The organism is Streptomyces sp. NPDC002835 (genome assembly GCF_053591995.1).
The window spans coordinates 113879-127073 of sequence record NZ_JBSFUW010000018.1 but is presented as its reverse complement, the minus strand read 5'-3'; the positions used below and the strand labels follow the sequence as shown (position 1 = coordinate 127073).

Annotated in this window: 14 protein-coding genes and 1 tRNA gene; 10 read left to right on the top strand and 5 right to left on the bottom strand. The window is 69.0% G+C overall.

Features of this window, described 5'->3' with window-relative positions; translation table 11 throughout:
* The first annotated feature begins 11 nt into the window (after positions 1-11).
* The gene (locus ACWD01_RS20835) at positions 12-701 is read left to right on the top strand and encodes a contact-dependent growth inhibition system immunity protein (RefSeq protein WP_451163891.1); all 690 of its coding nucleotides are present in this window, start codon (positions 12-14) and stop codon (positions 699-701) included.
* Between the two features lie 219 nt (positions 702-920).
* Here ACWD01_RS20835 and ACWD01_RS20830 read toward each other — a convergent pair.
* Positions 921-994: transfer RNA gene (locus tag ACWD01_RS20830), tRNA-Gly, on the bottom strand.
* A 220-nt stretch (positions 995-1214) separates the two neighbouring features.
* Here ACWD01_RS20830 and ACWD01_RS20825 point away from each other — a divergent pair.
* From ACWD01_RS20825 to ACWD01_RS20815, 3 genes are all read left to right on the top strand, one after another.
* Positions 1215-1397 (top strand): hypothetical protein, encoded by a 183-nt coding sequence (locus ACWD01_RS20825; RefSeq protein WP_451163889.1) that lies wholly within the window; start codon positions 1215-1217, stop codon positions 1395-1397.
* A gap of 69 nt (positions 1398-1466) precedes the next feature.
* Positions 1467-2042 (top strand): dCTP deaminase, encoded by a 576-nt coding sequence (gene dcd, locus ACWD01_RS20820; RefSeq protein ID WP_356899406.1) that lies wholly within the window; start codon positions 1467-1469, stop codon positions 2040-2042.
* A 16-nt stretch (positions 2043-2058) separates the two neighbouring features.
* Entirely contained in the window at positions 2059-2556 is a 498-nt protein-coding gene (locus ACWD01_RS20815) for a phosphoribosyltransferase (RefSeq protein WP_451163887.1), read from the top strand.
* An 85-nt stretch (positions 2557-2641) separates the two neighbouring features.
* Here ACWD01_RS20815 and ACWD01_RS20810 read toward each other — a convergent pair whose 3' ends face one another.
* The 3 genes from ACWD01_RS20810 to ACWD01_RS20800 form a co-directional block, all read right to left on the bottom strand.
* Positions 2642-3523: a Yip1 family protein gene (locus ACWD01_RS20810; protein WP_451163885.1), complete on the bottom strand. Its 882-nt coding sequence runs from the start codon at positions 3521-3523 to the stop codon at positions 2642-2644.
* A 261-nt stretch (positions 3524-3784) separates the two neighbouring features.
* The gene (locus ACWD01_RS20805) at positions 3785-6055 is read right to left on the bottom strand and encodes a heterodisulfide reductase-related iron-sulfur binding cluster (protein WP_451163883.1); all 2271 of its coding nucleotides are present in this window, start codon (positions 6053-6055) and stop codon (positions 3785-3787) included.
* A gap of 129 nt (positions 6056-6184) precedes the next feature.
* Positions 6185-6751: a sugar transferase gene (locus ACWD01_RS20800; protein ID WP_451163881.1), complete on the bottom strand. Its 567-nt coding sequence runs from the start codon at positions 6749-6751 to the stop codon at positions 6185-6187.
* Between the two features lie 265 nt (positions 6752-7016).
* On the opposite strand from ACWD01_RS20800, the gene dnaK reads away from it, so the two are divergent.
* From dnaK to ACWD01_RS20780, 4 genes are all read left to right on the top strand, one after another.
* Positions 7017-8864, top strand: a complete 1848-nt coding sequence (gene dnaK, locus ACWD01_RS20795; protein WP_451163879.1) for a molecular chaperone DnaK — start codon at positions 7017-7019, stop codon at positions 8862-8864.
* Positions 8861-9514 carry a nucleotide exchange factor GrpE gene (gene grpE / locus ACWD01_RS20790; protein ID WP_451163877.1) on the top strand — a complete coding sequence of 218 codons (654 nt, stop codon included), beginning with the start codon at positions 8861-8863 and terminating at the stop codon, positions 9512-9514. The genes dnaK and grpE overlap by 4 nt, the downstream gene beginning before the upstream one ends.
* Positions 9515-9704: 190 nt before the next feature.
* Complete coding sequence (dnaJ, locus tag ACWD01_RS20785; RefSeq protein WP_451163875.1) at positions 9705-10889, top strand: molecular chaperone DnaJ; 1185 nt, start codon at positions 9705-9707, stop codon at positions 10887-10889.
* 1 nt (position 10890) lies between these two features.
* Positions 10891-11340 carry a heat shock protein transcriptional repressor HspR gene (locus tag ACWD01_RS20780; protein ID WP_451163873.1) on the top strand — a complete coding sequence of 150 codons (450 nt, stop codon included), beginning with the start codon at positions 10891-10893 and terminating at the stop codon, positions 11338-11340.
* A gap of 66 nt (positions 11341-11406) precedes the next feature.
* Here the strand turns inward: ACWD01_RS20780 and ACWD01_RS20775 are convergent, their stop codons facing one another.
* Complete coding sequence (locus ACWD01_RS20775; RefSeq protein ID WP_356899398.1) at positions 11407-12399, bottom strand: helix-turn-helix transcriptional regulator; 993 nt, start codon at positions 12397-12399, stop codon at positions 11407-11409.
* A 128-nt stretch (positions 12400-12527) separates the two neighbouring features.
* On the opposite strand from ACWD01_RS20775, the gene ACWD01_RS20770 reads away from it, so the two are divergent.
* Positions 12528-12791, top strand: a complete 264-nt coding sequence (locus ACWD01_RS20770; RefSeq protein WP_451163871.1) for a hypothetical protein — start codon at positions 12528-12530, stop codon at positions 12789-12791.
* Complete coding sequence (locus tag ACWD01_RS20765) at positions 12788-13105, top strand: Rieske (2Fe-2S) protein (protein ID WP_100108277.1); 318 nt, start codon at positions 12788-12790, stop codon at positions 13103-13105. Before ACWD01_RS20770 ends, ACWD01_RS20765 begins: the two co-directional genes overlap by 4 nt.
* The last annotated feature ends 90 nt before the right edge of the window (positions 13106-13195 follow it).

The following is a 13195-nucleotide window of genomic DNA, read 5'->3' as shown; positions in this document are numbered from 1 at the left end:
GGTCCAGCGCCGTGTCCATGAAACCGCTCGAATTCGACCGCCGCTACGGCGAGTTGGACCAAGTCATCAGCGCGTACACCGGCATGGCGGCCGACGACGAGCCGGACAAGCCGAGCGAAGCCCTCCAGGCCTACCTCCGCCACACCTGGCACACCCGCCCCTGGGCTCTGGCCGTGGCCGAACAGCAGATCCGCGAGTACGCCCGCAACCCACCGGGCCGGCTGCGCCTGAGCCTCGGTGAGTTCTACCCCGTGCCGGACGTCGGGCTGCCCGAATCGGCGATCCAGGACTGGCTGTTCGTGATCGCGGATCACCTGAAGCGGTCGATCGAGGAGGGCGAGGTCCTCCCTCCGGCCCGCCCTCGCACCCACTGGGAGTGGCACGCCCGCTTTCCCGAGCTCGGCCAGTTCCTCGGCGGCTGGTTCTCGCAGGACATGCCGGACGAGTTCCCGGACCACGACGCGGCCGTACGCGACTACACCGCCACCACGGACCCGCAGCTGGTTGCCCGCCTCACGGGCGAGCTCCACGAGCTGCTCACCCTCGCCCTCGAAGAGTCCGAATATGCCCTCGCGGTGGCACAGCTGGGCATGGAGGTCGACCCACCCCAGCCGTACTCCCCGAGCGGCTGGCTGGCCCACCTTGCGGACTGTCTGGGCGGATTCAAGGCGTACTACGGACCCGGACCGGCCGCGGGCTGACCGCACTGGCGGTGCGACCGTGCACCCCTTCATGCCGTGCCGGCCCGGTTCGGCCCCGCGTGCCGCAAGACGCTGATCGCGCAGCCTCAGAACTTCAACGTGCACACGACGTGTCCCCCGGGCACCTGTGGCGCAGGTCGGGAGCGGTCGAATGGCACGCCGCCCGAAGTGGTCTAGACAAGCAGCAAGGCCCGGGTCTTCGACCTGGGCCTTTATCTTTGGAGCGGGTGACGGGAATCGAACCCGCGCTCTGAGCTTGGGAAGCTCATGTTCTACCATTAAACTACACCCGCGCGGCGGACCGGTGATCGGTACCGCACCGTCGCACACTCTACCTCATCGCTCGCCCCACGGTGTATTTCGCCGCGGGGCGTTCGTGGTTTCCGGGGCGCGGACGCGGCTGCGGGGGGCGGGAGTTGGGGCGTACCGTGGCGGGGCGGAGTGCCGCGTGTGGTGGTGTCCGGGGTATCCCCTAATGTGACCTTCGTCCGCATTCGCTGGGGAAGGGGCCCGATGGACTTGATGGAGCGCACCGTCGTCCGCTGTGCCGAGGGGCACGTGTTCAGTACCGCTTCGTTTCCGATGCAGCAGCTCGGGACCGACCGGATCGGGCCCGGGCGGCTGATCCGGTGCCCGCGGTGCGCGCGGCTGAGGAGCGCCGTACCCGTGGCTCAGGGCCGGCAGAGCACGCAGTAGCGACGCAGGGGAGCGCGCGGGCAGGTGTCCGATTGGGGACGGCCCGCGCGCTCTGCGTATCCTCGGGACGTGCTTCTCTCAGACAAGGACATCCGGGCCGAGATCGCCGCCGGGCGCGTGCGCATCGACCCTTACGACGAATCCATGGTGCAGCCCTCGAGCATCGATGTGCGGCTGGACCGCTACTTCCGGGTGTTCGAGAATCACCGCTATCCGCACATCGACCCCGCCGTCGAGCAGAGCGATCTCACCCGGCTCGTCGAGCCGGAGGGCGACGAGGCTTTCATCCTCCACCCCGGCGAGTTCGTGCTCGCGTCGACCTACGAGGTCATCTCCCTGCCGGACGACCTCGCGTCGCGGCTGGAGGGGAAGTCCAGCCTCGGGCGGCTCGGTCTGGTGACGCACTCGACGGCCGGCTTCATCGACCCCGGGTTCTCCGGGCACGTCACTCTCGAGCTGTCGAATCTCGCCACGCTGCCGATCAAGCTCTGGCCGGGCATGAAGATCGGGCAGCTGTGCATGTTCAGGCTCACCTCGCCCGCCGAGGAGCCGTACGGGAGCGCGCGCTACGGCTCCCGCTACCAGGGGCAGCGCGGGCCGACGGCCTCCCGGTCGTTTCTCAATTTCCATCGGACGCAGGTGTGAGGACTGGAGCAGCGGCATGAGCGACGTACGCGAGAACCTGACCTACGAGAAGTTCGGCGGCGCGATCCGCGAGCTGGCGCAGACGATCGCCGACGACGGGTACGAGCCCGACGTCGTGCTGTCCATCGCGCGCGGCGGGGTGTTCGTGGCCGGCGGGCTGGCGTACGCGCTGGACTGCAAGAACATCCACCTGGTGAACGTGGAGTTCTACACCGGCGTCGGGACGACGCTGGAGATGCCGGTCATGCTGGCGCCCGTGCCCAACGTCATCGACTTCTCGAACGAGAAGGTCCTCATCGCGGACGACGTCGCCGACACCGGCAAGACGCTGAAGCTCGTCCACGACTTCTGCCTGGACCATGTGGCGGAGGTGCGGTCCGCCGTGATCTACGAGAAGTCGCACTCGCTCGTGAAGTGCGAGTACGTCTGGAAGCGCACCGACGAGTGGATCAACTTCCCCTGGAGCGTGGAGAAGCCCGTCGTACGGCGCAGGGGTCAGGTGCTGGACGCCTGAGCGCGGCACCGCGGATGTGCGAAGGCCCCCGCGGACCTGACCGGTCCGCGGGGGCCTTCGCGTCCGCGTCGCCTGCGGACACGGCTCAGATCGTGCCGAGCTTGATGATCGACAGCAGTGCGATCAGCTGGATCGCCGACGCGCCCAGCGCCTTCGGCCACGGCAGGTCGTGCGACTTGCTCACCATCGATGTGAACAGCGCGCCCGCCGCCAGCCACGTCACCCAACCGAGCACCTGCACCAGGGAGTTCTCGCCGCCCAGGAAGAGGGCGACGACGAGGCGCGGCGCGTCCGTGAGGGACATGATCAGCATGGAGAGGCCCACGGTGGGCTGCCAGGCGCCGTTGCCGCCGAGCTGGCGGGCCAGGGTGTGGGTGACGGCGCCGAGGACCAGGCCGCTGATGACGAACGCGGCACTGGTGATCAGCACGTACGAGATCGCGTTCGAGAAGGTCGCCTTGATGACCTCCTCGCGGGGCTCGTCGAAGCCGAAGATCGCGAGCATGCCGTAGAGCACGGTGACGATCAGCGCCGGGAACCAGACCGCGTGGTCGCGCATCTGGAGGAACGTCGGCCCCGGCCGCAGCACGATGCCGCTCAGGAGCTGCTTCCAGTGCAGGCGCGGGCCCACGGGGGCGGGCGCGGCGCCCGCCTGGTAGGTCGCGCCGTCGCCGTAGGGGTCGTCGGGCACGCTGAACATCTGCGTGTGACCGGGGTTGTTGGCCGCGTACGGGTCCTGGGGCGCGCCGTACTGGGAGTGCGGGTCGCCGAAGTACTCCGGTTCGCCGTATCCGCCACCGCCCTGCGGCGCGCCGCCCGCGTGGGGCCACTGCTGCTGATGCGTGTACGGCGGCGCAGGGGCCTGCCCGCCACCCGGGTAGGGCGGCGGCGCCTGCTGCGCCTGCTGCGCCTGCTGTCGTTGCGGGGTGCGGTTGTCCCGGCCGCGTCCGATCCTGAATCCAGCCACGTCAACGAACGTACCTGGTCCGGCGGGACGGGGTGGCGGCGGACCGGAAACGGGAGGGGGTTTGCGGCCGACCTGTGACATCCCCTAGGGGGACCCCGGGGGGCCTGCCCCAGTGCCTGAAGAGGCTCCGACGGCATCTGGCGCGGCGCCCCCACGCACGAGCGGCCGGTCCTGCCCCCGAGGCAGGTCCGGCCGCTCAGCGTTCTCTCGTGTTCTCTCCTGGACTCCCGCGGAGTTGTTCCTCCCCGGAGGGGGAGACGGCTACTTCACCGGCTCCGGTTCCGGCGCCCCCTCGGGCTCCGTCTCCGGCGCGGGGTCGGCCGGCGGGGTCTTGACCGAGTCGAGCAGCAGCTGCGCGACGTCGACGACCTGGAGGGACTCCGGCGCCTTGCCGTCGTTCTTCTTGCCGTTGACCGAGTCGGTGAGCATGACCAGGCAGAACGGGCAGGCCGTGGAGACGATGTCCGGGTTGAGGGACAGGGCCTCGTCGACGCGCTCGGTGTTGATGCGCTTGCCGATCCGCTCCTCCATCCACATGCGCGCGCCGCCGGCGCCGCAGCAGAAGCCGCGCTCCTTGTGGCGGTGCATCTCCTGCTGGCGCAGGCCCGGGACGGCCGACATGATCTCGCGCGGGGGCGTGTAGACCTTGTTGTGGCGGCCCAGGTAGCACGGGTCGTGGTAGGTGATCAGACCGTCGACCGGCGTGACGGGGATCAGCTTGCCCTCGTCGATCAGGTGCTGCAGCAGCTGCGTGTGGTGGATGACCTCGAACTCGCCGCCCAGCTGCGGGTACTCGTTCGCGATCGTGTTGAAGCAGTGCGGGCAGGTGGCGACGATCTTCTTGGCCGACTTCGGCTTCTTCGTCGACTCGTCCTCGTCGTCCTCGCCGAACGCCATGTTCAGCATCGCGACGTTCTCCTGGCCGAGCTGCTGGAACAGCGGCTCGTTGCCCAGGCGCCGCGGTGAGTCACCGGTGCACTTCTCGTCGCCGCCCATGATCGCGAACTTGACGCCCGCGATGTGCAGCAGCTCGGCGAAGGCCCTGGTGGTCTTCTTCGCGCGGTCCTCGAGGGCGCCGGCGCAGCCGACCCAGTAGAGGTAGTCGACCTCGCTGAGGTCCTCGATGTCCTTGCCGACTACGGGGACGTCGAAGTCGACCTCCTTGGTCCACTCGACGCGCTGCTTCTTGGCCAGCCCCCAGGGGTTGCCCTTCTTCTCCAGGTTCTTGAGCATCGTGCCCGCCTCGGACGGGAACGAGGACTCGATCATCACCTGGTAGCGGCGCATGTCGACGATGTGGTCGATGTGCTCGATGTCGACCGGGCACTGCTCGACGCAGGCGCCGCAGGTGGTGCAGGACCACAGGACGTCCGGGTCGATGACGCCGTTCTCCTCGAGCGTCCCGATCAGGGGGCGCTCGGCCTCGGCCAGGGCGGACGCGGGGACGTCCTTCAGCTGCTCCGGGGTGGCCTTCTCGTTGCCCTCCATGTCCTTGCCGCCGCCGGCCAGCAGGTACGGGGCCTTGGCGTGCGCGTGGTCGCGCAGGGACATGATCAGGAGCTTCGGGGACAGCGGCTTGCCGGTGTTCCAGGCGGGGCACTGCGACTGGCAGCGGCCGCACTCGGTGCAGGTGGAGAAGTCCAGCAGGCCCTTCCAGGAGAACTGCTCGACCTGGGAGACGCCGAAGGTGTCGTCCTCGCCCGGGTCCTCCCAGTCGATCTCCTTGCCGCCGGACGTCATCGGCTTCAGCTCGCCGAGGGCGGTCTCGCCGGTCGCGTTGCGCTTGAACCAGATGTTCGGGAACGCGAGGAAGCGGTGCCAGGCCACACCCATGTTGGTGTTGAGCGAGACCGTGATCATCCAGATCATGGTCGTGCTCAGCTTGATCATCGCGAACAGGTAGACCAGGTTCTGCAGCGCGCCGAGGCTCAGGCCCTTGACGGCCAGGACCAGCGGGTACGAGGCGAAGTACGCGGCCTCGTAGCCCTCGACGTGGTGGATGGCGCCCTCGAGGCCGCGCAGCACGTAGATCGCCAGGCCGATGATGAGGATGACGTACTCGACGAAGTACGCCTGTCCCATCTTCGAGCCCGCGAAGCGGGACTTGCGGCCGGGGCGCGACGGCAGGTTCAGCAGCCGGATGACCATCAGCGTGGCGATGCCGAGGATCGTCATCGCGCCGATGAACTCGATGTACATCTCGTACGGCAGGAAGCCGCCGATCAGCGGGAGAGTCCAGTCGGCCTGGAACAGCTGGCCGTACGCGGTGACGATCGTCGGCGGCAGCGTCAGGAAGCCGATGGCGACGAACCAGTGCGCGAAGCCGACGATGCCCCAGCGGTTCATCCGCGTGTGGCCGAGGAACTCCCTGACCAGGGTCACGCTGCGCTGGTAGGGGTTGTCCGTCCGCGTGCCTGCGGGCACCGGCTGCCCCAGCTTGAAGTGGCGGACGAACTGGCCGATGGCGCGGGCGAGCAGCGCAACGCCGACCACGCTCAGGGTCAGCGACACAATGATCGCGGCGAGTTGCATGGAAGGCTCCTCGGGCCTGCGAGGGTGGATGGTCCAGCACTACTACTAAGCGGTAACTTAATCAGTCTGTGCTGAGAGTACCCACTTACTCCGCCGCACTGTAGCCACGCATGCGGTGATCTGTGTCGCTCAGGCAACCCTGACCGGGGTCACCGGGGCGGCATGGACGAGGTTGCGTCCGGCGACCGCCACGGGCACCGTGCGGGCCAGGATCGCCAGGTCGAGTCCCAGCCAGTGCTGCTCCACATAATGCAGGTCCAGCACGGTCATTTCCTCCCAGGGCAGCTCCGAGCGCCCGCAGACCTGCCAGAGGCCGGTCATTCCGGGCCGCACCGCGAGCCGGGCCCGCTCGGGCCCGAGGCCGGCGGTGACGGCGTCCGGGGCCAGCGGATGCGGTCCGACCAGGGACATCTCGCCGCGTACGACGTTGAGAAGCTGGGGGAGGTGGTCCAGGAAGTGGCGTCGCAGTGCCCGGCCGACCGGTGTGACGGCGCCCGGATCTCCGGTGCGGAACGTGAGCATCGAGAACGTGCGGCCGCCGAGGCCCACGCGCTCGCGGCGCCGCAGCACGGGGCCCGGTGACGTCAGCGCCACCGCCGCCGCGGCGGTCAGCAGGAGCGGCGAGAGCGCCAGTAGCAGGAGCAGGGCGCCCGCCAGATCGAGGACCCTCTTCGCCGTCACGGGCGTTGCCGTCATGGGCGTACCCTCCTTGACCGGGCTCATCGTGGAATGACAGTTCTTGACCGCTTTTATCGGATATGACTCTCCCAGAGGCGCGCGTTCCGAAAGGCCTGCGCCACGCGAAGGGCTGCGCCCCGCGCTGCGGCATGCACACAAGGGAGAACTGCCCGTAAGGTCGGGATAAAAGTTGAGTGGCCCCGACTCAGGTCTGTTGACTCCGGGAAACGGGTGAGGCATCCTTGAGCCAGTTCCACTCAAGTCAGTCGTTGGAGGAATCGAAATGGCACGTGCGGTCGGCATCGACCTGGGCACGACGAACTCCGTCGTCAGCGTTCTGGAGGGCGGCGAGCCCACCGTCATCACCAACGCCGAGGGTGCCAGGACCACGCCGTCCGTCGTCGCCTTCGCGAAGAACGGTGAAGTGCTGGTCGGCGAGGTGGCCAAGCGCCAGGCGGTCACGAACGTCGATCGGACCATCCGGTCCGTCAAGCGCCACATGGGCACGGACTGGAAGATCGAGCTCGACGGGAAGAACTTCAACCCGCAGCAGATGAGCGCGTTCATCCTGCAGAAGCTGAAGCGCGACGCGGAGTCGTACCTCGGCGAGAAGGTCACCGACGCGGTGATCACCGTCCCGGCGTACTTCAACGACTCGGAGCGCCAGGCCACCAAGGAGGCCGGTGAGATCGCCGGTCTGAACGTGCTGCGCATCGTCAACGAGCCCACCGCGGCCGCCCTGGCGTACGGCCTGGACAAGGACGACCAGACGATCCTCGTCTTCGACCTCGGCGGCGGCACCTTCGACGTCTCGCTGCTGGAGATCGGCGACGGCGTCGTCGAGGTGAAGGCCACCAACGGCGACAACCACCTCGGTGGCGACGACTGGGACCAGCGCGTCGTCGACTACCTGGTCAAGCAGTTCCACTCCGGGCACGGCGTGGACCTGGCCAAGGACAAGATGGCGCTCCAGCGTCTGCGCGAGGCCGCGGAGAAGGCCAAGATCGAGCTGTCCTCGTCCACCGAGACCTCGATCAACCTGCCGTACATCACGGCCTCCGCCGAGGGCCCGCTGCACCTGGACGAGAAGCTCACCCGCGCCCAGTTCCAGCAGCTCACGTCGGACCTGCTCGATCGCTGCAAGACCCCGTTCCACAACGTCATCAAGGACGCCGGCATCCAGCTGTCCGAGATCGACCACGTGGTCCTGGTCGGCGGCTCGACCCGGATGCCCGCCGTCGCCGAACTCGTCAAGGAGCTCACCGGCGGCCAGGACGCCAACAAGGGCGTCAACCCGGACGAGGTCGTGGCCATCGGCGCCGCGCTGCAGGCTGGTGTCCTCAAGGGTGAGGTCAAGGACGTCCTGCTCCTCGACGTGACCCCGCTGTCCCTCGGTATCGAGACCAAGGGCGGCATCATGACCAAGCTCATCGAGCGCAACACCACGATCCCGACCAAGCGGTCCGAGATCTTCACGACGGCCGAGGACAACCAGCCGTCCGTGCAGATCCAGGTCTACCAGGGCGAGCGCGAGATCGCGGCGTACAACAAGAAGCTCGGGATGTTCGAGCTGACCGGTCTGCCGCCGGCCCCGCGCGGCGTGCCGCAGATCGAGGTCGCCTTCGACATCGACGCCAACGGCATCATGCACGTGACCGCGAAGGACCTGGGCACGGGCAAGGAGCAGAAGATGACCGTCACCGGCGGCTCCTCGCTGCCGAAGGACGAGGTCGACCGGATGCGCCAGGAGGCCGAGCAGTACGCGGACGAGGACCACCGCCGCCGCGAGGCCGCCGAGTCCCGCAACCAGGGCGAGCAGCTCGTCTACCAGACCGAGAAGTTCCTCACGGACAACGAGGACAAGGTCCCCGGCGAGGTCAAGACCGAGGTCGAGACCGCGCTCAGCGAGCTGAAGGAGAAGCTCAAGGGCGAGGACTCCGCCGAGATCCGCACCGCCACGGAGAAGGTCGCCGCGGTCAGCCAGAAGCTCGGCCAGGCGATGTACGCCAACGCCGCGCCCGAGGGCGGCGCCGCCGGCGCCGAGGGCCAGGCCGGACCCGCCGCTGACGACGACGTCGTCGACGCCGAGATCGTCGACGAGGACAAGCCGAAGAAGGATGGTGCCGCGTGACGGAGGAGACTCCGGGTTTCGAGGAGAAGCCTGACGTCCCCTCCGGCGCCACCCCTGACGACGCCGCCGAGACCGCCGAGCACTCCGAGCAGGAGAGCCCGGCGGCCCCGGAAGGGGACGCAGCACAGACCGTCGGCCTGACGGCCCAGCTGGACCAGGTCCGTACCGCTCTGAACGAGCGGACGGCCGACCTCCAGCGGCTCCAGGCCGAGTACCAGAACTACCGCCGGCGCGTGGAGCGCGACAGGGTCACGGTCAAGGAGATCGCCACCGCGGCGCTCCTGACCGAGCTGCTGCCCGTGCTCGACGACATCGGCCGCGCCCGGGAGCACGGGGAGCTGGTGGGCGGGTTCAAGTCGGTGGCCGAGTCTCTCGAGACGGCCGCCGCCAAGATGGGCCTGCAGCAGTTCGGCAAGGAGGGCGAGCCCTTCGACCCGACGATCCACGAAGCCCTGATGCATTCGTACGCGCCGGACGTCACAGAGACGACGTGCGTCGCGATCCTGCAGCCTGGGTACCGCATCGGCGAGCGGACGATTCGCCCGGCGCGGGTCGCGGTCGCCGAACCCCAGCCGGGTGCGGCGCCCGCGGCGCAGAAGGAAGAGAAGCCGGCCGACGAGGAGAGCGGTGGGCCCGAGGAGGGTGCGTGACCGGGCTCCGCGTGGATGAGCGAGCGGCGTCCGGCGCGTGCAGATGCGAGACGGAGGAGGGAGACATGGCGAGGCCATGGCGACCGACGACATCGCAGCGGATGCGCGTGCCGGGGGTCGCGAGCCCACGCGGAGCAGGGGCACGCACCCTGCGGGCCGGCGCAGGAAACGTCCGGGAGGAGGGACGCCGATGAGCACGAAGGACTTCGTCGAGAAGGACTACTACAAGGTCCTCGGCGTCCCCAAGGACGCCACAGAGGCCGAGATCAAGAAGGCGTACCGGAAACTCGCCCGCGAGTTCCACCCGGACGCCAACAAGGGTGACGCCAAGGCCGAGGAGCGCTTCAAGGAGATCTCCGAGGCCAACGACATCCTCGGTGACGCGAAGCGGCGCAAGGAGTACGACGACGCCCGCGCCCTGTTCGGCAACGGCGGCTTCCGGGCCCCGGGCGCCGGCGGGCCCGGCGGCAGCTTCAACTTCGACCTGGGCGACCTCTTCGGAGGTCCCCAGGGCGGGGGCCAGGGCGGCGCCGGCGGCTTCGGAGGCGGCCTCGGGGACGTGTTCGGCGGCCTGTTCAACCGGGGCCCCGGCCCGGGTACGCGGACGCAGCCGCGCCGCGGCCAGGACATCGAGTCCGAGGTGACGCTCAGCTTCACCGAGGCGGTCGACGGGGCGACGGTCCCGCTGCGGATGTCCAGCTCCGCCGCGTGCAAGGCGTGCTCCGGCACCGGCGACAAGAACGGCACGCCCCGGGTGTGCCCGACCTGCGTCGGCACCGGCCAGGTCTCGCGCGGCGGCAGCGGCTCGTTCTCGCTGACCGACCCGTGCGTGGACTGCAAGGGCCGGGGCCTGATCGCCGAGACCCCCTGCGACGTCTGCAAGGGCAGCGGCCGGGCCCGCAGCTCCCGCACCATGCAGGTCCGCATCCCGGCGGGCGTGTCGGACGGGCAGCGCATCCGGCTGCGCGGCAAGGGCGCACCGGGCGAGCGCGGCGGTCCGGCGGGCGATCTGTACGTGGTCGTGCATGTCGACGCCCACCCGGTGTTCGGCCGCAAGGACGACAACCTGACCGTGACCGTGCCCGTCACCTTCTCGGAGGCGGCGCTCGGCGGCGAGGTCAGGGTGCCCACGCTGGGCGGTCCGCCGGTGACGCTGAAGCTGCCGGCGGGGACGCCGGGCGGGCGCACCATGCGCGCCCGGGGCAAGGGCGCGGTCCGCAAGGACGGCACCCGCGGCGACCTGCTGGTCACCGTCGAGGTCGCCGTGCCGCAGGAGCTGAGCGACAAGGCGAAGGAAGCGCTGGAGGCCTACCGCGAAGCCACCGCGGACGAGGATCCGCGAACGGAGCTGTTCCAGGCCGCGAAGGGAGCTTGAGATGGACCGGTCGGGGCGCAGTCGCAACCCTTACGAGCTGACCGACGAGTCGCCGGTGTACGTCATCTCGGTCGCCGCACAGCTGTCGGGGCTGCATCCGCAGACCCTGCGGCAGTACGACCGGCTGGGGCTCGTCTCCCCCGACCGCACGGCCGGCCGGGGCCGGCGCTACTCGGCACGTGACATCGAGCTGCTGCGCACCGTCCAGCAGCTGTCGCAGGACGAGGGCATCAACCTGGCCGGCATCAAGCGGATCATCGAACTGGAGAACCAGGTCGCCGCTCTCCAGCAGCGGGTCGCCGAGCTGTCGGCGGCCCTGGACGGCGCGGCCGCGGCGATGCAGCAGCGTGAGGCCCAGGTGCACGCCTCGTACCGGCGCGACCTCGTGCCGTACCAGGACGTGCAGCAGGCGAGCGCGCTCGTCGTGTGGCGGCCCAAGCGCGCCGACTGACCGGCGGACCGCACGGCCGGCGGGCCGGGAGAGCGACCGCTCTCCCGGCCCGCCGCCGTAACCCCGTCACGCCGTGCCGGTGTCGTCGCCGAGGATTCCGGACTGGGCGATCAGATAGCCGAGTTGGGCGCGGCTCCCGCTGCCCAGCGTGGCGTTCAGCTTCGCGATGTGGGCCCGGCAGGTGCGTACGTTCATGCCCAGGCGGCGGGCGATGGAGTCGTCGACGTGACCCTCGACGAGCAGCTTGGCGATGGAGCGCTGGACGCTGGTGATGCCGTCCAGTTCGGGCGCGTACGACAGTTGCTCCTCCCACGGGGTGGCGTGGAGCCAGAACTGCTCGAAGACGCCCACGAGATACGTCACCAGCCCCTCGTGGCGCAGCTCCAGGGCGACCTGCCGGTCGCTGCGGGCCGGTACGAAGGCGACCTTGCGGTCGACGATGATCAGACGGTCGATGATCTCCTCGAGGGTGCGGACCTCGACGCCGTACGGGCTGACGCGTTCCACGTACGCGAGGGTGGACGGGTGGTGGCGGGCCGTGTGCTGGTACAGCGTGCGCATCTTCACGCCGTTCTTGAGCAGCGGCTCCGCACGGCGCAGACCGTGCTCCAGGGTGTCCGGACGGCGCCCGCTGCCGGGCTGGACCGTGAGCAGTTCCTCCGAGCACTCGGCGGTGACCCGGTCGAGAGCTGCGTTGATGATGCCGAGGCCCTCGAGCACGGTGATCGCGTGCCTGGTCGAGAGGTCCTGCGCCGTCATGGTCATGAACGGCTCGAATGTGCCGGCGATGGACATGGCGAGCTGCCGGCGTTCTTGGATCTCCCGCTCGATGGGGTATATCAGCTGGTTGAGTGCGAGCGACGGTGGAACGGGGCGGAGCCACTGGGCGTCGTCCGGATCGGGCCGCAGCAGGGAGAGATCGAGCAGACAGGGTGCGTCCGCGGCCTCCGCCCGGGAGACCTGGCCGCTGCGCAGAGCCGTTGCGTAGAGATTCTTCCCTGCTTCGCACAGTTCGGCACCACTATGCTTATGCCCGATGTTGTCCTGGTTCGGCGACATTTGACACCCCCTCAGGGTCCTGAATTACAGGAACATGATGCCTGTGGTCGCTGGTGGAAGTATTCGGCGTGAGACATCGTCTTAGACGCGGGGGGAGGGTATTGAACAGAATGGGGTGGAGATCCTCCATGAACAGGACGGTTCGCATACTTTGCGCACTTGCTGCCGGGGCAGCCGCGTTCAGCTTCACTGCGATCAGCGGTGAGCCGACTTGGGAGTCCGAGCCGGCGCACGCGGTCGTCGCGGGTGAGCCGACGTGGGAGTCCGAGACGGCCCACGTGGTCGCCGCGGGTGAGCCGACGTGGGAGTCCGGGCCGGAGGGTGCGGTGATCACGGGTAAGGACGAACTGACGTGGGAGACCGCTCCCGTGGACGCGGATCCGGGCGCATGACCATCCCTCCGGATGATCGTGTCTTCCGGCGCGAGATGGCGACGGCCTACCGGTCCGGGTGGCATTTCATCGACCTCGTCACGGCGATTCCGCACCGTGGCGACTCGTTGATGGTCACCCTGTTCGGTGAGCCGATCGTCGTCGCCCGCGAGGAGGACGAGGATGTCCGCGCCTACCGCTGTCTCCGCCGGCCGAGAGGGGCACCGCAGCCCGTCCGCTGTGCCATCCGGTACGGCATGATTTTTGTCAATCTCGACCAGCGTGACCACCAGCTGGCCGAGCCCGACACCACCGCCACCCCCCGCAGTGCCTGAGCGATTCCCCCGTCGTTTCAAATCGCCCAGGCGCTTCCCCCACACAGCGGCGCCATCGTGGACCTGAAACACGATGGCGCCGTTGTGCTG